This is a genomic window from Caldimicrobium sp. SLHALR3, from assembly GCF_058692735.1.
Genome location: NZ_CP182484.1, coordinates 1,606,147 through 1,628,122, shown reverse-complemented (window position 1 = coordinate 1,628,122; position 21,976 = coordinate 1,606,147). Strand labels below are relative to the sequence as shown.

At 34.5% G+C, this 21,976-nt stretch carries 25 protein-coding genes and 1 pseudogene; 20 read left to right on the top strand and 6 right to left on the bottom strand.

The window, feature by feature from the left end:
* The first annotated feature begins 91 nt into the window (after positions 1-91).
* Genes lysA through xth form a run of 4 tightly spaced genes read left to right on the top strand, consistent with a single transcriptional unit; the run spans position 92 to position 3,414 of the window.
* Positions 92-1,348 carry a diaminopimelate decarboxylase gene (gene lysA / locus ACLGLP_RS08615; RefSeq protein WP_492112869.1) on the top strand — a complete coding sequence of 419 codons (1,257 nt, stop codon included), beginning with the start codon at positions 92-94 and terminating at the stop codon, positions 1,346-1,348.
* 3 nt (positions 1,349-1,351) lie between these two features.
* Entirely contained in the window at positions 1,352-2,398 is a 1,047-nt protein-coding gene (queA, locus tag ACLGLP_RS08610; RefSeq protein ID WP_492112868.1) for a tRNA preQ1(34) S-adenosylmethionine ribosyltransferase-isomerase QueA, read from the top strand.
* 47 nt (positions 2,399-2,445) lie between these two features.
* Positions 2,446-2,601, top strand: a complete 156-nt coding sequence (locus tag ACLGLP_RS08605) for an RCKP-type rubredoxin-like domain-containing protein (protein WP_492112867.1) — start codon at positions 2,446-2,448, stop codon at positions 2,599-2,601.
* Between the two features lie 9 nt (positions 2,602-2,610).
* On the top strand, positions 2,611-3,414 hold the full coding sequence (gene xth / locus ACLGLP_RS08600) for an exodeoxyribonuclease III (protein WP_492112866.1): 804 nt from the start codon (positions 2,611-2,613) through the stop codon (positions 3,412-3,414).
* 2 nt (positions 3,415-3,416) lie between these two features.
* On the opposite strand, the gene ACLGLP_RS08595 is transcribed toward xth, so the two are convergent.
* From ACLGLP_RS08595 to ACLGLP_RS08580, 4 genes and pseudogenes are all read right to left on the bottom strand, one after another.
* On the bottom strand, positions 3,417-3,647 hold the full coding sequence (locus ACLGLP_RS08595; RefSeq protein WP_492112865.1) for a hypothetical protein: 231 nt from the start codon (positions 3,645-3,647) through the stop codon (positions 3,417-3,419).
* 3 nt (positions 3,648-3,650) lie between these two features.
* A pseudogene (gene nrdD / locus ACLGLP_RS08590) lies at positions 3,651-3,875 on the bottom strand (anaerobic ribonucleoside-triphosphate reductase); the annotation flags it as partial.
* Positions 3,874-5,952: a ribonucleoside triphosphate reductase gene (locus ACLGLP_RS08585; RefSeq protein WP_492112864.1), complete on the bottom strand. Its 2,079-nt coding sequence runs from the start codon at positions 5,950-5,952 to the stop codon at positions 3,874-3,876. The gene ACLGLP_RS08585 and the pseudogene nrdD, both read right to left, overlap by 2 nt.
* A gap of 114 nt (positions 5,953-6,066) precedes the next feature.
* Positions 6,067-7,284: an MFS transporter gene (locus tag ACLGLP_RS08580; protein ID WP_492112863.1), complete on the bottom strand. Its 1,218-nt coding sequence runs from the start codon at positions 7,282-7,284 to the stop codon at positions 6,067-6,069.
* A gap of 208 nt (positions 7,285-7,492) precedes the next feature.
* Between ACLGLP_RS08580 and ACLGLP_RS08575 the strand changes: the two genes are divergently transcribed.
* The 9 genes from ACLGLP_RS08575 to ffh all read left to right on the top strand — a co-directional run bounded on the left by ACLGLP_RS08575 (position 7,493) and on the right by ffh (position 16,467).
* Positions 7,493-8,851 carry a [Fe-Fe] hydrogenase large subunit C-terminal domain-containing protein gene (locus ACLGLP_RS08575; protein ID WP_492112862.1) on the top strand — a complete coding sequence of 453 codons (1,359 nt, stop codon included), beginning with the start codon at positions 7,493-7,495 and terminating at the stop codon, positions 8,849-8,851.
* Positions 8,852-8,889: 38 nt separating this feature from the next.
* Entirely contained in the window at positions 8,890-9,237 is a 348-nt protein-coding gene (locus ACLGLP_RS08570; protein WP_492112861.1) for an iron hydrogenase small subunit, read from the top strand.
* Positions 9,238-9,339: 102 nt separating this feature from the next.
* Positions 9,340-9,594: a TM1266 family iron-only hydrogenase system putative regulator gene (locus ACLGLP_RS08565; RefSeq protein WP_492112860.1), complete on the top strand. Its 255-nt coding sequence runs from the start codon at positions 9,340-9,342 to the stop codon at positions 9,592-9,594.
* 3 nt (positions 9,595-9,597) lie between these two features.
* On the top strand, positions 9,598-11,055 hold the full coding sequence (locus ACLGLP_RS08560) for an aspartate ammonia-lyase (protein WP_492112859.1): 1,458 nt from the start codon (positions 9,598-9,600) through the stop codon (positions 11,053-11,055).
* Between the two features lie 17 nt (positions 11,056-11,072).
* A complete protein-coding gene (gene hydG, locus ACLGLP_RS08555) occupies positions 11,073-12,581 on the top strand; it encodes a [FeFe] hydrogenase H-cluster radical SAM maturase HydG (RefSeq protein WP_492112858.1) in 1,509 nt (502 codons plus the stop codon).
* Complete coding sequence (locus tag ACLGLP_RS08550) at positions 12,556-12,816, top strand: hypothetical protein (protein WP_492112857.1); 261 nt, start codon at positions 12,556-12,558, stop codon at positions 12,814-12,816. Before hydG ends, ACLGLP_RS08550 begins: the two co-directional genes overlap by 26 nt.
* Complete coding sequence (gene hydF / locus ACLGLP_RS08545; protein ID WP_492112856.1) at positions 12,813-14,093, top strand: [FeFe] hydrogenase H-cluster maturation GTPase HydF; 1,281 nt, start codon at positions 12,813-12,815, stop codon at positions 14,091-14,093. The genes ACLGLP_RS08550 and hydF overlap by 4 nt, the downstream gene beginning before the upstream one ends.
* A complete protein-coding gene (hydE, locus tag ACLGLP_RS08540) occupies positions 14,054-15,094 on the top strand; it encodes a [FeFe] hydrogenase H-cluster radical SAM maturase HydE (protein WP_492112855.1) in 1,041 nt (346 codons plus the stop codon). Before hydF ends, hydE begins: the two co-directional genes overlap by 40 nt.
* A gap of 44 nt (positions 15,095-15,138) precedes the next feature.
* Complete coding sequence (gene ffh / locus ACLGLP_RS08535; RefSeq protein ID WP_492112854.1) at positions 15,139-16,467, top strand: signal recognition particle protein; 1,329 nt, start codon at positions 15,139-15,141, stop codon at positions 16,465-16,467.
* 8 nt (positions 16,468-16,475) lie between these two features.
* On the opposite strand, the gene ACLGLP_RS08530 is transcribed toward ffh, so the two are convergent.
* Positions 16,476-16,589, bottom strand: coding sequence for a CBS domain-containing protein (locus tag ACLGLP_RS08530; RefSeq protein ID WP_492112853.1), 114 nt, complete (start codon positions 16,587-16,589; stop codon positions 16,476-16,478).
* On the bottom strand, positions 16,559-16,882 hold the full coding sequence (locus ACLGLP_RS08525) for a CBS domain-containing protein (RefSeq protein ID WP_492112852.1): 324 nt from the start codon (positions 16,880-16,882) through the stop codon (positions 16,559-16,561). The genes ACLGLP_RS08530 and ACLGLP_RS08525 overlap by 31 nt, the downstream gene beginning before the upstream one ends.
* Positions 16,883-17,042: 160 nt before the next feature.
* Between ACLGLP_RS08525 and rpsP the strand changes: the two genes are divergently transcribed.
* From rpsP to ACLGLP_RS08490, 7 genes are all read left to right on the top strand, one after another.
* Positions 17,043-17,300 carry a 30S ribosomal protein S16 gene (gene rpsP, locus ACLGLP_RS08520; RefSeq protein ID WP_492112851.1) on the top strand — a complete coding sequence of 86 codons (258 nt, stop codon included), beginning with the start codon at positions 17,043-17,045 and terminating at the stop codon, positions 17,298-17,300.
* Positions 17,301-17,327: 27 nt separating this feature from the next.
* Positions 17,328-17,567: a KH domain-containing protein gene (locus tag ACLGLP_RS08515; protein ID WP_492112850.1), complete on the top strand. Its 240-nt coding sequence runs from the start codon at positions 17,328-17,330 to the stop codon at positions 17,565-17,567.
* Positions 17,567-18,082 (top strand): ribosome maturation factor RimM, encoded by a 516-nt coding sequence (gene rimM, locus ACLGLP_RS08510; RefSeq protein WP_492112849.1) that lies wholly within the window; start codon positions 17,567-17,569, stop codon positions 18,080-18,082. Before ACLGLP_RS08515 ends, rimM begins: the two co-directional genes overlap by 1 nt.
* A 6-nt stretch (positions 18,083-18,088) precedes the next feature.
* The gene (trmD, locus tag ACLGLP_RS08505; RefSeq protein ID WP_492112848.1) at positions 18,089-19,387 is read left to right on the top strand and encodes a tRNA (guanosine(37)-N1)-methyltransferase TrmD; all 1,299 of its coding nucleotides are present in this window, start codon (positions 18,089-18,091) and stop codon (positions 19,385-19,387) included.
* 65 nt (positions 19,388-19,452) lie between these two features.
* On the top strand, positions 19,453-20,835 hold the full coding sequence (gene argH / locus ACLGLP_RS08500; RefSeq protein WP_492112847.1) for an argininosuccinate lyase: 1,383 nt from the start codon (positions 19,453-19,455) through the stop codon (positions 20,833-20,835).
* A gap of 8 nt (positions 20,836-20,843) precedes the next feature.
* Positions 20,844-21,776 (top strand): universal stress protein, encoded by a 933-nt coding sequence (locus ACLGLP_RS08495; protein WP_492112846.1) that lies wholly within the window; start codon positions 20,844-20,846, stop codon positions 21,774-21,776.
* Entirely contained in the window at positions 21,761-21,961 is a 201-nt protein-coding gene (locus tag ACLGLP_RS08490) for a DNA gyrase inhibitor YacG (protein WP_492112845.1), read from the top strand. The genes ACLGLP_RS08495 and ACLGLP_RS08490 overlap by 16 nt, the downstream gene beginning before the upstream one ends.
* Positions 21,962-21,976: the final 15 nt, after the last annotated feature.

The following is a 21,976-nucleotide window of genomic DNA, read 5'->3' as shown; positions in this document are numbered from 1 at the left end:
AGGCTAGTGAATTTATGGTTTTTTTAGGTCAAATTTCCTTGACAAAGATAACGGTTAAGGTATTATTTAGGAATTTAAAAAGAGAAGGAAAATGCATTATTTTGGATACAGAAACGGAGAGCTTTATTGTGAAGAGGTTCCTGTTAAAAGAATTGTTGAAGAGGTTGGAACCCCTGTTTATATCTATTCAGCAAAAACCATAAAAAGACATTTTCAGGTCTTTAAAGAATCCTTTTCAAAAGTAGATCATTTAATTTGCTATTCTGTTAAGGCTAATTCTAATATAGCTATAATTTCGCTTTTAAAACAACTTGGAAGCGGGGCTGATATTGTTTCAGCAGGAGAACTTAAAAGGGCATTAAAAGCTGGTATTTCTCCTAAAAAGATTGTTTTTTCTGGAGTGGGTAAAACTCCTGAAGAAATGGAGCTTGCTCTTTTAGCTGATATTCTTATGTTTAATGTAGAAAGTCTTGAGGAGCTTGAGGTTTTGGGAGAGGTTGCCAAAAAACTAAACAAAAAAGCTCCCTTTGCTTTAAGGGTTAATCCTGATGTAGATCCTCAAACTCATCCCTATATTTCTACAGGGCTTAAAAAAAGTAAATTTGGAATACCTGAAGAATTTGTAATAGAGGGATACAAAAAGGCAAAAGAAAATCCCTATCTTCAACCCATAGGAGTTGATGCTCACATTGGATCTCAGATTACATCAATTGGTCCCTTTGTTTCTGCGTTAAATAGACTTAAAAAAATCTGGGAGGAACTTATAAATCTTGGTTTTGAACTTAAATATCTTGATATAGGAGGAGGATTGGGAATAGTTTATGACGATGAAGAGCCACCTTTGCCACAAGAATATGCAGATGCCATTATCAAAGAAGGCAAAGACCTTAATGCTACCATAATCTTAGAGCCAGGAAGAGTAATCGTTGGAAATGCTGGAATTCTTGTTACAAAAGTTCTTTATACCAAAGAGAACATATTAAAAAAATTCGTAGTAGTTGATGCAGGAATGAACGATTTAATAAGACCCTCATTCTATCAGGCTTATCATAAAATCGTTCCTGTGGAGGATAAATATTCGGAGTATGAAGTAGTTGATGTAGTTGGTCCGATTTGTGAAAGTAGTGATTTTCTTGCAAAAGAAAGAAAACTTCCCAAGGTTAAAAGGGGAGATCTCCTTGCAGTTATGAGTGTGGGAGCATACGGATTTGTTATGAGCTCAAATTATAACTCTAGACCAAGAGCGCCTGAAGTTCTCGTTGACGGAGATGCATACTACATAATCAGAAGAAGAGAAACGATAGAAGATCTTTTAATTTTTGAAAATATCCCCTCTAAATATCTTTAATTAATGTCTTCAATTCCAAAAGAATTTGATATAGAAACCTATAATTACGAACTACCAGAAGATCTCATAGCTTACTATCCTACTAAGGAACGCACTCAATCTAAACTTCTTGTTATTGATAGAAAGAAAAAAGAACTTTACTTTCACGAAAAGTTTTTAGAAATCGAAAAATATTTAAAAGAGGGAGATTTATTGGTCTTAAATAACACTAAGGTTTTTCCTGCAAGATTAAAAGGGAAAAAATTCACAGGAGGAGAGGCGGAATTACTTTTATTTCAAAAACCTTATGGCAAAAGATTTGAAACCCAAGCCTTGATAAAAGGTAAAAGAATTAAAAAGGGAACTGTAATAATCATAAATGATTCAATTACTGCAAAGGTTTTGGAAAAATATGAAGGAGGGAGGTTTTTAATAGAACTTGAGGGAAAAGAGAATCTTGAAATTCTTATCTATAAATATGGAAAGGCACCTCTTCCTCCTTACATAAAAAGAGAACCAGAGGAAATAGATCTTGAAAGATATCAAACTGTTTATGCTGAAAAAGAGGGCTCTATTGCAGCACCAACTGCTGGATTTCATTTTGATGAGAAACTCCTTGCAAGGCTTAAAGAAAAGGGCGTTATTATAAAATACATTACTCTTCATGTAGGATACGGAACTTTTGCTCCTATAAAAGTAAAAGATATAAGAAAACATAAAATAGATCCAGAATACATAGAGGTAGAAGATGATGTAATTTCAGAAATAAAATCAGCCCTTTCTGAAAAAAGAAGAATTATTGCAGTGGGAACGACAGTAGTTAGGACCTTAGAATTTATAGCTCAAAAGGGTTTTTCCCCTTATAAAGGACTTTGCGATCTTTACATTTATCCTGGGTTCAAATTTCAGGTAGTTTCAGCCATGATAACTAACTTTCATCTTCCCAAGTCCTCTCTTTTGCTTTTAGTTTGTGCATTTGCTGGAAGGGATTTAATTTTCAAAGCATATGAGGAGGCTAAAAAAAGAAGATATAGATTTTACTCCTATGGAGATGCAACTTTTATAATTTAAATTATACTTAAAATTGATAAAAATTTTAGTAAAAGTGGGAGGGAAAAATGGCTTTATGGAAATGCAATTCCTGTGGAGCAGTAAAAGAAAGTAGGTGTAAACCTAAAAAATGTCCTGAGTGTGGAGCTCAGGGAAGTATGGTAAAAGAAGAAACTGAAACAGAGAAAACACCCAAAGGAAGTAGCAAGAAAAAGAAGGGTTAAAGTATTTTGATGCTTGTTGGCACTTGGAATGTAAATTCGATCCGTATAAGAAAAGAGCAAGTAGAAAGGTTTTTACAGGAAAAACCCTTAGACATTTTAGCTATTCAGGAAACAAAGGTTAAAACTGAGGAATTTCCTTCTCTTATTTTCAAAAAGCTTAATTATGAAATTTATCATCAAGGTGGAAAAGGGAGAAATGGTGTTGCCATTTTATCTAAATTTAAGGCAGAAAAAGTTATATCAGGGTTTGAAGGTCTTAAAGAAGCAGATTCTTTCCCAGATGCTAAAGAAAGAATTATAGGTATAAAAATAAATCCGGAAAAAATAAGGGAAATTTGGTTATTTTCAGTTTACATTCCTAACGGAAGTCCAGTTAATTCAGATTATTATTTCTATAAACTTCATTTTATGTGGAAATTTAGAGAGTTTTTGGAGACGAATTTTTCTAAGGATACTCCACTTATTATTATGGGAGACTTTAATGTAGCACCAGAAGAAATAGATGTTTATGATCCAGAAATATTTAAAGAACATATCTGTTTTACAGAAAGAGAAAGAAATGCCTTTAAAGCTTTAATTGATTTTGGTTTAATTGATGCTTTAAGGTTAAAATATCCAGATAAAAAAGGAATTTTTACTTGGTGGGATTATCAATTTTTTGCTTTCAATAAAAATCAGGGGATGAGACTTGATCACATTTTAATAACAGAGCCTTTAGTTGATAAGCTTAGAGATATATGGGTAGAAAAGACTCCTCGGGGCTGGAAAAAGCCTTCAGATCATGCCCCAGTTTTAGCTAAATTTGAAGTTTAAACTTATAAAGTTTCCCAGTTTAGGCAATTTGGGCAAACCCAGGTAACTCCAGTTCTTGTAAAAAGTCTTTGATGCTCTATAAAGCATCTTTGACAGATAGTAAAACCGCAATGACTGCATATATAGCATAAAGGTTGCTCTTCCCAGCAAAAATCACAAAATCCAGGTCCAATTTTTTTCTTTTTTGTTTTTTCTTTTACTAATGGTATATCGCATTTATTTTTTTCTTCCATTTTTTATGTCTGAGAAGAGGCTTTTATTTTTATATAGGAATCAATTTTTACAGTCTTTCTTTCTTTAAATTCTTGTTGTTTTCCAGGATTCCAGTTTTGAACAGGTCTAAAATATCCTACAACACGGGAATAAACCTCGCACGGAACAACCTTAACCTTTTTAAACTCCTCTTTTTTCATACTTTGCCACCTCCTTTAAAATTTACTACTTCGTAGAAATTTACCGCTACGAAGTAGTAGATGGTTTATAGGCTTTTTCTGGTAGTTTGGTTAGTAAAGTTATGGGGAGTTCTACTTCAATTCCAAATTTCTCAAGCTCCTCTTCTGTATGTGGGTATGGACAAAATTCGTGCTTTCCAGGTAAATATCCGTGAACAGGGCATACTGAAAAAGTGGGAGTAATAGAAAAATAAGGCAATCTAAAGTTTTCTACTATAGTTTTAACAAGTTCTTTAACAATATTTCTATCTGTTATTTCTTCTCCAACAAAAAGATGAACAACCGTTCCTCCTGTAAAAAGAACTTGCAAATCATCCTGATGGGTAAGAATTTCAAATATGTCGTCAGTATAATTTACAGGAAGGTGGCAGGAATTTGTATAATAAGGAGCTTCATCTGTTCCAGAGGTTTTTATTCTCGGGAATTTTTTCTTATCTATCTTAGCAAGTCTATAGCTTGTTCCTTCTGCAGGAGTAGCTTCCAGATTGTAAAGATTTCCTGTTTCTTGCTGAAAATCAGCAATTTTTTCTCTCATAAATTTTAACACCTTAATGGCAAATTCTTTGGCATCTTTTTCATAAATGGGTTTACCTAAAAAATTAAGACACATTTCATTCATTCCAACTACCCCAATGGTAGAAAAGTGATTTGCCCAGTATTGTCCTCTTGCCTCTTTAACACTCTGTAGATAAACCTTGGAATAGGGATAAAGCCCTTTTTCAGTAAAGTCCTCAATCACCTTGCGTTTTATTTCTAAGGAGGTTTTGGCAAGTTCCATAAGAGCTTCCAATCTTTCAAAGAATTCTTCTTCGCAAGTAGATAAGTACCCCAGTCTTGGAAGATTAATAGTTACTACGCCAATAGAACCAGTTAAAGGATTAGCCCCAAAAAGTCCTCCTCCTCTTTTTCTTAACTCTCTCTGATCAAGACGAAGTCTGCAACACATACTTCTTGCATCATCAGGATCCATATCTGAGTTTACAAAATTAGCAAAATAGGGAATACCATATTTTCTCGTCATTTCCCAAAGAAGCTCATAATCAGGATTGTCCCAGTCAAAGTCTTTGGTAATGTTGTAGGTGGGAATAGGAAAAGTAAAAATTCTCCCTTTGGCATCTCCTTCCATCATCAGCTCACAAAAGGCTCTATTTATCATAGACATCTCTTTGTGAAACTCCTCATAAACTTCATCTCTTGGTTTCCCACCAATGATTACATTTGCTTTGGCATAAAGCTTTGAAGGTTTTAGATCAAAGGTAAGATTGGTAAAGGGTGTTTGAAAACCAACCCTCGTGGGTACATTTAAATTGAAGAGAAATTCCTGCATGCACTGTTTTACTTCTTCATAGGAGAGTTTGTCGTAGCGAACAAAAGGTGCAAGGAGAGTGTCAAAATTAGAAAAGGCTTGAGCCCCTGCTGCCTCACCCTGAAGGGTATAAAAGAAGTTCACTATCTGACCAAGAGCAGTTCTAAAGTGCTTGGGTGGAGCACTCTCTACCTTCCCAGAAACCCCACCAAATCCTCTCAGCATTAAGTCATACAAATCCCACCCTACACAATAAGGGCCAAGTATTCCCAGGTCATGGATATGAAAGTCTCCCTCTTTGTGAGCTCTTGCAACCTCTTCTGGATAGAGCTTTTCAAGCCAATAACGGGCAATAATAGAAGAACTTACATGAAAATTTAGCCCCTGTAAGCTGTAATTCATGTTAGAATTTTCTCGTACCCTCCAGTCCTCCTGCCCAAGATATTCCTCTATCAGGTTGATTCCATCAATTAAAGCCTTACCGATTTCCCTTGCCTGTCTTCTCTTTTCACGATAAAGAATATAGGCTTTGGCAACCTCAGGAAACCCCTTCTCCATCAGGGTCTTTTCAATAATGTCTTGGATGGTTTCTACATGGGGTATGTCTCCCTTTTTAAAATAGGTGCGATAAAGGATTACAGAAACGGCATCCGCTATTCTTTCAGCATCAGCCCTTGTTCCTATATTTGTAGCCTTCATGGCTTTGTAAACTGCGTTAATAATTCTCAATCTGGAAAAAGGAACCACCTTCCCACTTCTTTTTCTAACTAAAGGCTCCATCCTGCCCTCCCTACCACAAAATATTGTGGTATAAAATCAAAAATACCACTACATTTAGTATGCAGGATAACATTTAAAAGTCAAGAGGGTTTTTGAAAATTTTAAAAGGAATTTTTAAATTTTACAGGTTTTTGAAGCATTGAGTAATAAAAAACTGTTTAATGCTAATAAGATAAATAGGTAAAAAATGATAACAAGCTGAAAAGTAAAGGTTTCTGTTAAAGCTCCTATTATTAGATCTCCTAAAGGATAGGTCCCAAGATAGGCTAAAGTAAAAATACTTATGATTTTTCCTCTTAAATAATCGGGAACGGATTTTTGCAAAAATCCATTGGCTACAGGAAAAAAATTAGAAAAGGAAAAACCTATTAAGAAAGAGAAAATTTTTGCCATTTCCCAAATTTTACAGAAGGACAAACCTGCTATGCCTAAGGCTAATATTAATGTAGCTTTCCAAAGGTGTAAAAGTTCGTTTTTGATTTCCTTTCTTAAAATTATTAAAAGAGCTCCAAAAACTGCCCCTAATCCTAAAGCACTTAGTAAAAAAGAAAAGTCCTTAGGATCTTTGAGATAAACTTTATTAGCAATAAATGGGAAAAGAATAACTATAGAGTTCCCAAAGAAAGTATAAATTACAACCGCTAAAAGAATATAGCTAATTTTTTTCATTTTTAAAAAAGAAAGCGTTGATTTGATAAAGTCTTTTAAATTGGCATGGGTAAAATCTTTATCTTTTTTTCTAAATTCAGGAGTTATCAAGCTTATAAGAATAGTGAAAACTAAAAAACTAAGGGCATTTAGATAAAAACAGTTATATGCATAACTGTAAGTTAGGATAAGACCTCCTAAAAAAGGTCCTATTAAGCGAGCAAAATTAAAAGACAAAGATTGGAAGGCTACCCCTTTGGTGATGAGAAAAAGGGGAAGGATCTCTGATACAAAAACCTGCCTTAAAGGTATTTCAAAAGTGTTTAAAAAATTATATAAAAATACTAAAAAAGTGAGACACCAAAAATTTATTTTATTTAAGTGTATTAAAACTCCTAAAACAAAAGAAAAAAGCATACCAAAAAGGTTTGTTAAAAGCATAAGGTATTTTCTATTAAAAAGATCTATTAAAATTCCTCCTACAATTACAGAAAAGATGGCAAGACAAGAAGTTACGAAGCTAAAAAGTCCTAAATAAAAGGGAGAATTGGTGAGTTTGTATACTAACCACATTTGTCCAGTAGTCTGGATTTGAGAGCCTATAGCTGATAAAAAATATCCAAAAATAAAAAACAAAAAATTTTTTTGGAATAAAGCCGATTTTTTTAAAAAAATTTCTACCATATCTACATTATAATATTTTTTTCATTTTTATAAAATATTTTGTAACTATATAAAAAAAAGTAAAAAATTTTAAAAAATGGTTTAAAAATTTAACATAATATTAAAATTGCAAAATTATAACGAAAAATAAAATAATTTTAAATTTGACATGATGAAAAAGTTGACATAAATTTTAAAAATAAACCAAGTAAAAAAAGGAGGTGAAGACATGATAGGAGAAGTTGTAAAAGTTCCAACATTTAAAGGAGGACCAGAATTTAAAGTAACAAAAAAAGAGGGAACATTTAGACCTGGTGAGTTAAAAGGAATTATTAGAATTGACAAAGAAGTTTGTGTAGGATGTGATACTTGTAGGTCTGTTTGTCCTGCAGGAGCAATAAAAGGTGAGCTAGGAGAAAAGCATGAAATTGATTTTGACAAGTGTATAAACTGTGGGCAGTGTTTACTTAACTGTCCTTATAATGCTATTATGCAGATGAGTTTTGTTGATTTAGTTATGGAAAAATTGAAAGACAAAAATACCAAAGTGGTTGGAATTATTGCTCCAGCAGTAAGGGTAGCTCTTGCAGAAGAATTTGGAGCTGAACCTGGAACTTTAACTGTTGGAAGAATGTGGGCAGCTTTAGAAAAGGCTGGATTTTTGATTTATGAAAATAACTTTGCTGCTGACCAGACTATTCTTGAAGAGGGAACTGAGCTTATTGGAAGAATAGCAGCAAATGCTGGATTAAAGAAATTACCTGTATTTTTGTGGGGAGAGGAATTTGAGCTTGATTTAGATGAGCTTCACTCTAAAGCACTTCCGCAATTTACGAGCTGTTGCCCTGCCTGGGTAAGATATGCCGAAATTTATTATCCAGAGATTATACCACACATTTCCTCTTGTAAGTCACCTCAGCAGATGGCAGGTCCTACAGCAAAAACTTATGGAGCAAAATATATCTGGAAAGTAGATCCTAAGAAAATGTTTACTGTAGGAATTATGCCCTGTACTGCAAAAATTTTTGAAGCCTCTCGTCCAGAATTTGATTCTGCAGGAAGATTTTTAAAGACTCCAGGCATGAGGGATGTTGATGCAGTTCTTACCACAAGAGATCTTGCAGAGCTTCTTAAAAGACTTGGAATAAATCCCTTAGAGATTCCTGAAGAAAAGGAAAGAGTGCCTAAGGACTTCAAGTGGTATTCTGGAGGTGCAACTATCTTTGGAACAAGTGGTGGAGTTATGGAGGCTGCTGTAAGATTTGCTTTCCATGTGCTTTCTGGTCTTGAACCTGATGCTATGAGTCCTGTATGGGACTTTGAACCAGTAAGAGGATACATTTATCCAGTTGTTACAGCAACTATTCCAGTGCCACTAAGACCTGAATATAAAAAGATTTTCAAAACTGACAAATTGACTATAAAACTTTGCAATGTTAATGGAATTGGACCTAACGGAGGACATATCAAGAATGTACTTGAAGAAGTAAAGGCAGGAAGATCACCCTACCATTTTATTGAAGTAATGTGTTGTCCCGGTGGTTGTCTTAATGGAGGTGGACAACCTAAACATGCTTTAACAACATAAAAACTGAGAAAACAAAAATTAAATAGGAGGTGAAAAATATGCGCTGTGAGATAACAAGAAGAGAATTTTTAAAAACAACTGGAATAATTATAGCAGGTTTAGCTTTACCAGAAATTCCAGTTTTTACCAAGGAATTAATTGCTCAACAGCCACCAAAAGTTATTACCAACTTTTTTGAAACTCCTGTAGGAAAGGCAAGAATTTTATTGATAAGGAAAAGACAGATCGGGCAATATCGTGATGATGAAATTATGAGAATTAAATATAAGATAGTAGCTTCTTATCAAACTCCAACTATTAAAAAGTTTTATAAAGAATTTGCTAAACATCCATTAAGTGAAGTGAGTGAGAAATTACTTCATACTCACTACGAAAAGAGAGGCTAATAATTGTTGAATCCCTGTAGGGGAGGGGGTATTCCCTGACCCTATGGGGGTTCAAAATTAAAATTCTGAGGGTGAGGGTATTACCTAAGCCCGAGGAGATCTATGGAAAAAATTGGCGTAATTGCTATAGTCGTATCTAATAGAAGTAAAAACGCTCAATTAGTTAATAAGATCCTTTCTGAACATTCAGAAATAATTCTTGGAAGGATGGGACTTCCTAAAAAAGAAGAAGACATAGGTATTATTACCCTTATCGTAGAAGGGAATACAGATGCAATCGGTGCCTTAACTGGAAAGTTGGGGAATATAAAAGGTGTTTCTGTAAAAAGTTTTTTAGTTCCAGTAAAAAAGGAGTAAAGGATGTGTATAGCATTTAGTGAAAAAGAAAACATTTACAGAATAGAAAGAGATTCTCTTGGAGAAAAGGAAATTTTAAAGGAAGCGTATTATGGAATTCACACTCAAAGGGCATTGGAAAATTTTCCTATTACAGGAACTAAGCCTCATAGAGAGTTGATATGGGCTATGGGAATGGTTAAAAAAGCTTCTGCTTTTGCCAATATGGAAATGGGATTTTTAGAAGTTTCAAAAGCAGAAGCAATAATAAAAGCTTGTGAGGAGGTTGCTGAGGGAAAATTTGATGATCAAGTTTTGGTTGATCCTTTGGCAGGAGGGGCAGGGACATCTTTTAACATGAATATTAATGAAATAATAGCAAATAGAGCCCTTGAAATTCTTGGATATTCAAAAGGAGAATACGAAAAGGTTCATCCTATAGAGGATGTTAATTTGCATCAATCTACTAACGATGTATTTCCTACTGCAGTTAAGGTAGCTGTTTTAAAGCTTTTAAAAGAGCTTTCTCAGGAAGTTGCAGGTCTTCAGGGAGAGTTCCAGAAAAAGGAAAAGGAATATGCAAAGGTTTTGAAAGTTGGTAGAACTGAGATGCAGGATGCAGTTCCTGTAACTGCAGGACAGGAGTTTTCGGCATGGGCAGAAGCTTTAAATAGAGACTGGTGGAGACTTAACAAAGCTATAGAAAGGGTAAGACAGGTAAATCTTGGCGGAACTGCTGTAGGAACAGGTCTAAACTGTCCAAAAGAGTTTATTGAAATAGCTATAGAAAAGTTAAGAGAATTTACGGGTCTTCCTGTAGCTAAAGCAGAAAATCTTTTTGAGGCAACTCAAAACATGGATACTTTATCTGAGGTTTCAGGATTTTTAAAAACACTTGCTGTAGATCTAATAAAAATCGCTTCAGATCTCAGATTTTTAAGCTCTGGTCCAAGGGCTGGAATAGGAGAAATAAAGTTGCCAGCAATTCAAGTTGGGTCATCTATAATGCCAGGAAAGGTTAATCCAGTTGTACCTGAAATGGTAACACAGGTAGGAATAAAAGTTATGGCTTCAGATCTTGCAGTAAGCCTTGCATGTAGTATGGGAAATCTGGAACTTAATCCTTTTTTACCTCTTATTTCTCATGAGCTTATAGGAGCTTTAAAAATTTTGAAAAACTGTTGCAAAGTTTTTAGAGAAAAGTGTGTTTCAGGGATAACCGTTGATGTTGAAAGGTGTAAAGAACTTTTTGATAAAAGCGGAGTTGTCATTACTGCTTTTTCTCCTTATTTAGGATATGAAGTTTGTGCTGGAATTTATAAAGAAGCGCTTTATTCGGGGAAAAGGGTTGAAGATGTTTTATTGGAAAAAGGATACTTTACTGAAGACGAAATAGAGAAGATTACAGAGCCTCGGGAGTTGACAACTCCCGGGTTTGCAGGATTTGAATACTTAAAGTCTAAAATAAAAACAAAAAGTTAAAAGGGGGTGTATTAAAAATGGCTAAAGTTTATCTTACACCAAAAATAAAAGAATGGATGGAAAAAAGGATTAAGGAGGATGAGGTTAAAAGGTATATGGATAATGGGAAAGATTTTATCAATGATGATGAAATTTGGGAAAAACTTGAAAAGCATAAAAATCCCGATCCCAAACAGGTAAGAGACATTTTACAGAAATCCCTTGCCATTGAGACGCTCACTCCTGACGAGACAGCGGTCCTTTTAAATGTTAAAGATCCTGAACTGTGGGAAGAGATGTTTGAGACTGCAAGGCAGGTAAAAAAGAAAGTTTATGACAATAGAATTGTTACCTTTGCACCACTTTACTGTGGAAATTTATGTGTAAACAACTGTCTATACTGTGGATTTAGAAGAGACAATGAAGTTATTAAAAGGAGGGTTTTAACTATAGAAGAGGTTAAGAAGGAGGCTGAAGTACTTGCTGGTGAAATAGGACATAAGCGTTTAATAGTGGTTTATGGAGAGCATCCTGCAACTGATGTTCATTACATAAGAGACACCATAGAAGCTATTTATTCAGTGAAAGTAAAAACCAAAAATGGCTATGGACAGATAAGAAGGGTAAATGTAAATGCAGCTCCTATGAGTATAGATGAATTGAAAATGCTTAAAGAAGTAGGAATAGGAACATATCAGGTATTTCAGGAGACTTATCATCACAAAACTTACGAAGAGGTCCATCCTAAGGATACGATTAAACATCATTATCAGTGGAGGCTTTACTGTCATCACAGAGCTTTAGAAGCTGGTGTTGATGATGTTGCTCTTGGAGTTCTTTTTGGACTTTATGATTGGAGATTTGAGGTAATGGGGCTTGTATATCATGCACGAGACCTTGAAAAGAAGTTTGGAATAGGACCTCACACTATTTCATTTCCAAGACTTGAGCCTGCAGCAAACACACCTTTCATTCAGTCCGCAAAGTATAAAGTTTCAGATGAAGATTTTATAAAGCTTATCTGTGTTATAAGACTTGCTGTTCCTTACACTGGTATGATTTTAACTGCAAGAGAACCCGCTCATCTAAGAAGAAAAATTATTTCTATGGGGCTTATTACTCAAACAGATGCAGGAACAAAGATAGGAATAGGGGCTTATTCTGATAGATATACCGAACAAGAGCTTGAAAGACAGCAGTTTGAATTGGGAGATACAAGAAGTCTTGATGAATTGATAAGAGAACTTGCTGAAATGGGAGTAATAACAAGCTTTTGCACAGCTGGTTATAGATGTGGAAGAACAGGAGAAAGAATCATGACGCTTTTAAAAACAGGTAAAGAAGGCATATTCTGTAAACTTAATGCTATTCTTACTTATAGGGAATGGCTTGATGACTTTGCTTCAGAAGAAACAAAAAAAACTGGAGAAAAGGTTATTCAAAAAGAAATAGAAGAAGTAAAAAGCATGATTCCTCCAAAAGCCTTTGAAAAACTCTTGGAATACTACAGGAGGATTCAGAATGGAGAAAGAGATCTTTATTTCTAATTTTGAAAAGTTAGCAAACGAAATAAAAGCTAAATACGGAGTTAATGTATGGCTGGTTGAAATTTTAGGTAAAAGGCATTCTTATATAGCAGGACATAAAGAAGACTCTTTTTTGCCTCCAGAAGAGATATTTTTAAACGAAAGATTTGCCGTGGTTTCAAACGAATGGGAAAAAATTCCTGAAAAAGAAAAAGAAGAATTTATAGAAAAATTAAGGGGGTTTTTAAGAAAATGAGTGTTCCTAAGGGTCAGAGACTTCACATAGCTCTTTTTGGAAGAAGAAATGCAGGAAAATCTTCTTTGATAAATGCTTTGACAGGGCAAGAATTAGCCATTGTTTCTGATGTCCCGGGAACGACAACTGATCCTGTATCCAAAGCTATGGAAATACTTCCTCTTGGACCGGTAGTAATTATAGATACTGCAGGAATTGACGATGTGGGTATGCTTGGAGAACTAAGAAAGAAAAAATCTTATGAAGTAATGTCTAAAACAGATCTTGTTTTACTTGTTATAGATCCTTCTAAAGGATTTGGGGAATTTGAAGAAGAAGTGATTAAAAGAGCTGAGGAAATAAATACACCTGTTATTTATGTAATTAACAAAATAGATCTTTATCCGCATGCCAAAAATGGAAACTACCCTGAACCAAAAGTATTTGTAAGTGCTTTAACAGGAGAAGGGATAGATGATTTAAAACAGGTGATTATAAAATATGCTCCCAAGGACTGGACGCTTCCTACAATCGTTGGCGATCTCATAGAGCCTGGAGATTTAGTTATTTGCGTTGTTCCAGTTGACAAGGCAGCTCCTAAAGGAAGGCTTATTTTACCTCAACAGATGGTTATCAGAGACATTATAGATAATGAAGCCATTGCGTTAGTTGTAAAGGAACGAGAACTTGCCTATGCTTTATCCAATTTAAATAAAAAACCAAGCTTAGTAATAACTGATGCTTCAGTTTACACTAAGGTTTCAGCTGATACCCCTCCTGATATAAGGCTTACTTCTTTTTCTATTCTTTTTGCAAGATATAAAGGGGATTTGCAAACCCTAGTAGAAGGGGTTTTAGCAGTAAAAAATTTAAAGCCAGGAGACAAAGTTCTCATTGCCGAAGCCTGCACTCATCACCCGGTAGAAGATGATATAGGAAGGGTAAAAATTCCAAGATGGTTGAGAGCTCAGGTTGGGGGAGAGTTGGAAATAGAAGTAAAAGCAGGGAGTGGTCCTTTACCTGAAAATCTTAATGAATATAAACTTATAGTTCATTGCGGAGCTTGTATGTTAAATAGAAAAGAAATGATTTCAAGAATAATGCAGGCAAGGAAAGCAGGAGTTCCTATTGTAAATTACGGCGTAATTTTAGCTTATATGCACGGTATACTCAAAAGGGCTCTCTCCCCCTTTCCTCACCTTCAGGAACTCGTCTCTTCAAGTTTTGAAGCCCAAAAAAAGGAATTTGAAACTTTAAAATGCATCAAAGACTTTATCTCACAAAGAATTTATACTTAACAGAGGAAGAAATTATAGAAAAGTCTTTAAGCGGAGTAAAATTTTCAAGAGAAGAGCTTTTGTATCTTTTATGCGAGGTAGATTTTAACTTGCTATGCGAAATAGCTGAAACTATAAGAAAAAAGGTAAAGGGAGATTTAATTTATCTAAGAGCCATTATAGAATTTTCCAATTTCTGTAAAAACAACTGTCTTTATTGTGGGATAAGAAGGGACAACAAGAGATTAAAAAGATATAGAATGGAAGCAAAGGAAATAATAAGTGAGGCTGAAAAACTTATTTCAAAAGGTTTTAAAACCATCGTATTGCAATCTGGAGAAGATCCTTTTTGGGATGCAAAAAAACTTGCAGAGGTTGTGAAGGAAATTAAAAAATTTGGTGTTTTTGTAACTCTTTCGGTTGGGGAATTAAGTTATGAAGACTATAAAATTTTAAGAGAGGCAGGGGCTGATAGGTATTTACTTAAGCACGAAACAGCGGATAAAAAACTTTTTTCCTGGTTAAAGCCAGATACAACTTTTGAAAAAAGAATGCGATGTCTTTTGTGGTTAAAGGAGCTTGGTTATGAGGTAGGAGCTGGGTGTATAGTAGGGCTTCCCGGACAAACTGTATATTCTCTTGTAGATGATTTGTTACTTTTACAAGAATTGAAACCTCACATGGTAGGGCATGGACCTTTTATTCCTCATCCCGAAACACCTCTGGCAGGTTTTCCTCCTGGTAATCCAGAATTAACTTTAAGAATGGTAGCTATAACAAGAATTATTCTTCCCCAGGCAAATATTCCAGCTACTACAGCTCTTGGAGTATTAAATCCTTCTTACAGAGTTAAAGCCTTTGAGGCAGGAGCAAATGTGATCATGCCTGATTTAACTCCAGAAAAATACAAGCTCTTTTATGAAATCTATCCTGGTAAGGGCTTTCAAAAATTTGATCTTAATGGATGGCTTGAAATATTTAAAAAAATGGGAAGAACAACTGATTTGAATTTTAAATCTTAAAGGTTCTTGTAAAAAAAGAAAAAAGTTTTAATTTTTTGAAAGCTATGTTAGAAGGACTTAGTGAAAGATTAGAAGCAGCTTTTCAGAAATTTAAAGAAAAAGGAAAGCTTAGTGCTGATGATATAAAAAAGGGATTAAGAGAGATTCGTTTAGCTTTATTAGAGGCAGATGTAAATTATAAAGTAGTTAAAGACTTTATAAGTCGGGTAGAGAATAGGGCATTATCTTCAGAAGTTATAGAAAGTCTTACACCTTTTCAGCAAATAGTAAAGATAGTTTATGAAGAGCTTGTTCAAACCCTTGGAGGAGAGGCAAAAGGTTTAGATTTAGGTGGAGCAAAGCCTGCAAAGATACTTCTTGCAGGTCTACAAGGTTCTGGAAAAACGACAACAGCTGCAAAGCTTGCAAGGTTCTTAAAAAAGAAGGGACATCGTCCATTACTTGTTTCAGCCGACATATATCGTCCTGCAGCAATTGAGCAACTTAAGGTTCTTGCTCAGAAAGTAGATGTCCCTTTTTATGAGGCTCGTCCTGGAGAAAAGCCTGTTGAAATAGTAAAAAACGCTATTGAAATGGCTAAGGAAAATGGAAGAGATGTGGTAATTATTGATACTGCAGGAAGACTTCACATTGACGAGGATTTAATGCAAGAATTGATAGAGCTAAAAAAGACCTTTAATCCATCTGAGGTTTTACTTGTTGCAGATGCCATGATGGGTCAAGACTCAGTAAATGTAGCTAAGACTTTCAACGAAAAGGTAGGGATAACAGGAATTATTCTTACTAAAATAGAAGGGGATGCAAGAGGAGGAGCTGCGCTTTCTATAAAGGAGGTAACAGGTTGTCCTATCAAGTTTTTAGGAGTAGGTGAAAAGCTTGATGCTTTAGAGGTTTTTTATCCCGAAAGGCTTGCAGGAAGAATCCTCGGAATGGGGGATATATTAACCCTTATAGAAAAAGCTCAGGAAGCACTTGACCTAAAGAAAGCCAAAGAGCTTGAAAAAAAGATTAAAAAACTTGAATTTGACCTTGAAGACCTGAGAGATCAACTTCGTCAGATAAGAAAGTTAGGTTCTGTAAAAGAAATACTTGAGTTTTTGCCAGGAATTGGAAGAAAGCTTAACGAAATAGAGTTTGACGAAAAAGAATTGATAAAGATGGAAGCTATAATTAATTCTATGACCAAGGAAGAAAGAAGAAATCCGAGAATTATAAATGCAAGTAGGAAAAGGAGAATTGCCTTGGGAAGTGGAACAACTGTGCAAGATGTTAATAAGCTTTTGAGAAGTTATGAAGAGATGTTAAAACTTCTTAAGCAGATGAGATCACATGGTAAATTTCAGCGTATGATGAGAAAATTTCTGGGAATATAAAATTAAAATCAAAAAGCGATAGCTTTTAAAATATCTGTTGCGGAGACAATACCAACAGGCATAAATTTTCCTACTCCTGATGGAGTAATTACTAAAAGTCTGTGAATTTTGTAAGTAAGCATTTTTTTTGTGCTGCCTCCTTTATGGTAGCATTTCCTTCAATAGTAAAAGGTTTGGGATTGAGAAGATCCTCAGCTGTTTTGTTTAATAGTTCAGCTCCGTATTTTTTGAGACCTGTTAATATGTCCGTTTTGCTTATTAATCCTAAAAATTCCCCATTTTTTGCTGTTACGATTACAGCAGAAATTTTATTATTAATCATAATATCTAAGATCTCCTCAATATTTGAATCTTCTAAAACTGTAAAAAGACTTCTATTCATAACTTCATAAACCCTTTTTTCATCAATTTTCATCTTTCCTCCTTAATATTCTTATTTTTGTATTTATATATAAAAATTATAACAAAATTTTTGAAATTTTTAAGGTACCTAAAAATATAATCTATAGATTGCTAAAAATCAAAAGGATGTTAAAATATTTGTTCAAAAATTTTTATAAAGGGGGGTAAAGTAAGTGCCTGTAAGAATTAGGTTAATGAGATTTGGAAGAAAAAAGAGACCATTTTACAGGGTTGTGGCTGCAGACTCTCGTGCACCAAGAGATGGTAAATTTTTAGACATTTTGGGCTATTATGATCCTTTAAAAGAGCCTTTTGAATTTAAAGTAGATGAAGAAAAAGTAAAAATGTGGCTTGAAAGAGGAGCAGAACCTACGGAGACAGTAAGAGCACTTTTGAGGAGAATAGGAATAAAAGTGGACAGGAAAGCTTAAAAAGAGGAATCCGAAGGAGGGTTAGGAATGAGCAAACTCAAAGAGTTGGTAGAGCACATTGCTAAGGTGCTGGTTGACAATCCAGATGCTGTTCAGATTAACGAAATAGAGGGAGAGCAAACCTCTGTAATTGAGTTGAAAGTAGCAAAGGAAGATCTTGGGAAAATTATTGGAAAGGAAGGTAGAACTGCAAAAGCTATCAGAACCATTCTGGGAGCTGCCTCAAGCAAGCTCCGCAAAAGGGTAGTTTTAGAAATAATTGAATAGTGCTAATACCTGTTGCTAAGATATTAACCACTCACGGAATAAGGGGAGAACTAAAAGTTTCTCCCCTTCTTTCTAATTCTGAATTACTTTTTCAGATAAAAAATTTTTATCCCTCAAAAAACAAAGAAAATCCTTTAGAAGTTGAAAATATCAGAAAAGGTCCTGGTTATAACATCTATCTTGTTAAATTTAAGGATATAGGTTTTGAAGAAGCTCAAGCCCTAACAAATCAAATTCTTTACATAGATCTTGAGGATTTGCCAGAATTAGGGGAAGATGAATTTTACTACTATCAAATTATTGGTTTTAAAGTAAAAGATAAGGAAAACAATTTGTGGGGAGAAATTAAAGAAATAATGCCTATGGGAGAATACGATCTTATACTTGTGAAAAACCAAGAGGGAGAAGAGTTTTATATTCCTTTAGTTGAAGAGTATGTAGAAGAAATTAATTTCCAGGAAAAAACTCTTTTGGTAAAAAATATAAAAGAGCTTGTAGAAAGTCAGAAAATTTAAAAAATTATGCAAATAGATATAATAACTATTTTTCCTGAATATTTTGAATCACCCTTAAGAATTGGGCTACTTGGTAAAGCTTTGGAAAAAGGTCTCCTAAAGATAAATCTTTACAATCTCCGTGATTTTGCAGAAGACAAGCACAAAACAGTTGATGACGAACCTTTTGGTGGCGGAGAAGGAATGGTTTTTAAACCAGAGCCACTTTATAAGGCTATTTCTCACATTAAGGCTTTAGATCCTTCAGCTTGGATAATATATCTTTCTCCTCAGGGAGAGGTTTTAACTCAAAAAATAGCTGAAAGACTTTCCAAAAAAGAGCACCTTGTTCTTATCTGTGGAAGATATGAGGGAATTGATGAAAGGATAAGGGAAAACTTTGTAGATGAAGAAATATCTATAGGAGATTATGTAGTTTTTGGAGGTGAGGTAGCAAGCCTTGTTTTGATAGAAACGGTGGCAAGACTTATTCCTGGAGTAGTTGGAAAAAAAGACTCGGTTGAAAAAGAATCTTTTTCTGCAGGACTTCTTAAATATCCCTGTTATACAAGACCGAGAGACTTTATGGGATATAAAGTTCCTGAGGTCCTTTTAAGCGGAAATCACGCTGAAATAGAAAAATACAGAAGAAGAAAATCCTTAGAGATTACTCTGAAAAGAAAGCCCTATTTACTTAAAGAGGCTGAATTGACAGAAGAAGACAGGAAAACACTGGCAGAGTTGTTAAAGGTTCAGCGCTTTTATATGTTTTTAGTCCACTACCCTGTTTATAACAAAAAAGGAGAGAAGATAGCTTCTGCTATTGCTAATTTTGATTTACACGATCTTTCAAGGCTTGCAAGAACCTATGGATTAAAAGGTGTTTACATTATACAGCCTCTTGAAGATCAAAGAAAGCTTGCAGAAGATTTAATTAAATACTGGTTAGAAAAAAAAGGAGCTCAATACAATCCTTTAAGGAAAGAAGCTATAAAACTTGTAAGGTTATTTGAAAATCTCGATTCTGCTATTTCTGAAGTAGAGAAATTAGAGGGAGAAAAGCCAGTTCTTTTGGGAACTGATGCTTCCCCCAAAAGGAAATACATAAGCTGTGAAGAAGCGAGAAAACTTTTATGGGAAAAACCCCTCGTTCTTGTTCTTGGAACAGCTTGGGGGCTTTGTGAAGAAGTTCTTGATAGATGCGATTACTTTTTAGAACCTATCTGGGGTAGACTTGACGATTACAATCACCTTTCAGTTCGGGGAGCAGCATCAATCCTTGTTGACAGAATTCTTGGCATTTACAGTTTCTATAAAAAAACCTAAATCTACCACTTCCGATGTGGTAGATTGGTGTGGTAAAATTTGGTAAATAAGGTAAAATATCTGCTATGTCAGAAAAGCCTTGGGCTGGAAGATTTCAGGAAAGCACAGATAAATTTTTTGAAAATTTTAGTGAATCTATCTCCTTTGATTACAGACTCGCTCCCTACGAAATAAAAGCAAGCCTTGCCTACGCAGAAGCTTTAAAAGAAGCAGAAATACTCACCGAAGAAGAATTCAACCTCATAAAAAAGGGTCTCAAGCAAATAGAAGAAGAAATAAAAAACGGAAAATTCGTTTTCTCCAAAGAATACGAAGATGTTCATATGAACATAGAAAAGGCACTATACGAAAAAATAGGAGAAACTGCTTACAAACTTCATACAGGAAGAAGCAGAAACGAACAAGTAGTTACAGACCTCAGGCTTTATCTGATAGATGAGTGTAGAGCACTCAAAGATCTTCTTAAATCTTTTATGAAAGCAATTATCCGCAAAGCAGAGGAATATTTCGGAGTAATTATACCAGGTTTTACCCATCTTCAGCATGCCCAGCCTGTCCTTTTTTCTCACTGGATAATGGCTTATTACGAAATGCTAAGATACCACTTTGATAGGCTCAAAGACTACGAAAAAAGGCTCAAAATTTTACCTCTCGGAAGCTCAGCCTTTGCAGGTTGTGGCTTTAAAATAGATAGAAAGAAATTAGCAGAAAAACTTGGATTTAAAGAAATTACGAGAAACAGCGTTTTTGCGGTAAGTTCAAGAGATTTTGTTGCAGAAATCCTTTTTATTCTTAGCCTTATAATGCTTGATCTTTCAAGACTTTCTGAAGAGCTTATTATCTGGATGAGCCAGGAATTTAATTTTATAGAGCTTCCAGATAGATTTTGCACAGGAAGTTCCATAATGCCTCAAAAGAAAAATCCAGATTCTGCAGAACTAATAAGAGGAAAAAGTGCAGGAGTTCTCGGAAATCTTTTTCAGCTTTTAATCCTTTTAAAAGGTCTTCCTTTAAGCTATAACAGAGACCTTCAAGAGGACAAACCACCACTTTTCCAAGCCCTTAAAAACACTAAAAATTCACTAAAAATGATGGCACTCTTAGTAGAAGAATTAAAGCTGAAAAAAGAAAACATAGAAGCTCATCTCAAAAAGGGATACCTTCTTGCTACTGAGCTTGCAGATTACCTTGTGATAAAAGGAATTCCTTTTAGAAGGGCTCATCACATAACAGGAGAAATAGTTCTTTATGCAGAAAAAAACGGAAAACCACTTGAAGCCCTCAGCATAGAAGAATTTAAAAAATTTTGTGATAGAATTGAAGAAGATGTATATCAGTGGTTATCTTTTGAAAATTTTTTTAAAAGAAGAGAAATTTTTGGAGGAACAGGTTTTCATAATGTAAAGGAAAGAATTGATGAGGCAAAAGCTGAATTAGAAAAACTTTAAATAAGTCTATGAAAGAAAAGCCAAAAACAATTCCCCATATACTTGTTTGCTATGATGGAACTCCTGCAAGTTATAAAATTCTTTCTTACTTAAAAGAGCTTTTTTGCAATACCGAAATTGAGATAACTCTTCTTAAAATAATCCCACATCCTGCAGTCTCTGAGACTGCAGAAAGAAATCTTTATAAAAAACTTTTGAAAGAAGTAGAAATTGAAGAAAAGGCTAAAGAAGATTACCTAAGGGCAGAAAAAGAGCTAAAGGAGGTTTCTGAAAGGTTAAAGCAAGCCATACCTGCTAAAATTTACACGAAGGTTCTTTTTAAGTATGGGGATGTTGCAGAAAGCATAATAAATTTTTCTAAAGAAAATATGTTTGATGCAATAGTTGTTGGAAGAAGGGGACTTTCAAAAATAGCCACTTTTATTTTGGGAGGAGTTACTCAAAAGCTCGTAGTTTCATCTCCTATTCCAATCTGGCTTGTAAGAGGAGAAAACTGGAATAAAAAGGTTCTTGTTTGTCTTGATCTTGGAGAGACAGGTCTAAAACTTGTTGATTATGTTAGCTTTATCTTTTCCCATCACAAGAATGTAAACCTTACCTTTCTTCATGTCTTTTATCCCTTTTCTGATCTTAAGCACTTCGAAGGGGACATAGAAAAACTTGTTGAACTTACCAAAAACGAAGAATATAGGGAGTTTTTTACCAAAATAAGAAGTAGTATAATAGAAAACGAAATGCCCTTAGAAAGGATTAAATTTATATTCAAAAGAGGCTTTTTAGGTCCTGCTGGAGAAATTATAAGAACTGCTAAAAAGGGAAACTATACTACCTTAGTTGTGGGAAAAAGAGGAAGGGGTAAAACAAGGGAATTTTTGCTTGGATCTGTTAGTCAAAAAATAATTTCCTATTTTGAGGATAGAGCTATATGGGTAGTAAGTTAAAGGTTAGGTGTCCTGTTTGCAAAAAAAAGACCTCTTGGGAAAATAATCCCTATAGACCCTTTTGTTCCAAAGAATGTAAGCTTGCAGACCTTTATCACTGGATTAACGAAGACTACAGAATAAAAATTTCAGAAGACACCTTATTTGAGAATAAAGAAATCCCTTCTGATAAAATAGAAAAATAAAAAATACTTTAGGGG

Excerpts from the sequence above, each read along its gene's own strand:
- lysA (WP_492112869.1), top strand. The coding sequence starts at position 92 with ATGCATTATTTTGGATACAGAAACGGAGAGCTTTATTGTGAAGAGGTT.
- queA (WP_492112868.1), top strand. The coding sequence starts at position 1,352 with ATGTCTTCAATTCCAAAAGAATTTGATATAGAAACCTATAATTACGAA.
- ACLGLP_RS08605 (WP_492112867.1), top strand. The coding sequence starts at position 2,446 with ATGGCTTTATGGAAATGCAATTCCTGTGGAGCAGTAAAAGAAAGTAGG.
- xth (WP_492112866.1), top strand. The coding sequence starts at position 2,611 with ATGCTTGTTGGCACTTGGAATGTAAATTCGATCCGTATAAGAAAAGAG.
- ACLGLP_RS08595 (WP_492112865.1), bottom strand. The coding sequence starts at position 3,647 with ATGGAAGAAAAAAATAAATGCGATATACCATTAGTAAAAGAAAAAACA.
- ACLGLP_RS08585 (WP_492112864.1), bottom strand. The coding sequence starts at position 5,952 with ATGGAGCCTTTAGTTAGAAAAAGAAGTGGGAAGGTGGTTCCTTTTTCC.
- ACLGLP_RS08580 (WP_492112863.1), bottom strand. The coding sequence starts at position 7,284 with ATGGTAGAAATTTTTTTAAAAAAATCGGCTTTATTCCAAAAAAATTTT.
- ACLGLP_RS08575 (WP_492112862.1), top strand. The coding sequence starts at position 7,493 with ATGATAGGAGAAGTTGTAAAAGTTCCAACATTTAAAGGAGGACCAGAA.
- ACLGLP_RS08570 (WP_492112861.1), top strand. The coding sequence starts at position 8,890 with ATGCGCTGTGAGATAACAAGAAGAGAATTTTTAAAAACAACTGGAATA.
- ACLGLP_RS08565 (WP_492112860.1), top strand. The coding sequence starts at position 9,340 with ATGGAAAAAATTGGCGTAATTGCTATAGTCGTATCTAATAGAAGTAAA.
- ACLGLP_RS08560 (WP_492112859.1), top strand. The coding sequence starts at position 9,598 with ATGTGTATAGCATTTAGTGAAAAAGAAAACATTTACAGAATAGAAAGA.
- hydG (WP_492112858.1), top strand. The coding sequence starts at position 11,073 with ATGGCTAAAGTTTATCTTACACCAAAAATAAAAGAATGGATGGAAAAA.
- ACLGLP_RS08550 (WP_492112857.1), top strand. The coding sequence starts at position 12,556 with ATGGAGAAAGAGATCTTTATTTCTAATTTTGAAAAGTTAGCAAACGAA.
- hydF (WP_492112856.1), top strand. The coding sequence starts at position 12,813 with ATGAGTGTTCCTAAGGGTCAGAGACTTCACATAGCTCTTTTTGGAAGA.
- hydE (WP_492112855.1), top strand. The coding sequence starts at position 14,054 with ATGCATCAAAGACTTTATCTCACAAAGAATTTATACTTAACAGAGGAA.
- ffh (WP_492112854.1), top strand. The coding sequence starts at position 15,139 with ATGTTAGAAGGACTTAGTGAAAGATTAGAAGCAGCTTTTCAGAAATTT.
- ACLGLP_RS08530 (WP_492112853.1), bottom strand. The coding sequence starts at position 16,589 with ATGCTTACTTACAAAATTCACAGACTTTTAGTAATTACTCCATCAGGA.
- ACLGLP_RS08525 (WP_492112852.1), bottom strand. The coding sequence starts at position 16,882 with ATGAAAATTGATGAAAAAAGGGTTTATGAAGTTATGAATAGAAGTCTT.
- ACLGLP_RS08515 (WP_492112850.1), top strand. The coding sequence starts at position 17,328 with ATGAGCAAACTCAAAGAGTTGGTAGAGCACATTGCTAAGGTGCTGGTT.
- trmD (WP_492112848.1), top strand. The coding sequence starts at position 18,089 with ATGCAAATAGATATAATAACTATTTTTCCTGAATATTTTGAATCACCC.
- argH (WP_492112847.1), top strand. The coding sequence starts at position 19,453 with ATGTCAGAAAAGCCTTGGGCTGGAAGATTTCAGGAAAGCACAGATAAA.
- ACLGLP_RS08495 (WP_492112846.1), top strand. The coding sequence starts at position 20,844 with ATGAAAGAAAAGCCAAAAACAATTCCCCATATACTTGTTTGCTATGAT.
- ACLGLP_RS08490 (WP_492112845.1), top strand. The coding sequence starts at position 21,761 with ATGGGTAGTAAGTTAAAGGTTAGGTGTCCTGTTTGCAAAAAAAAGACC.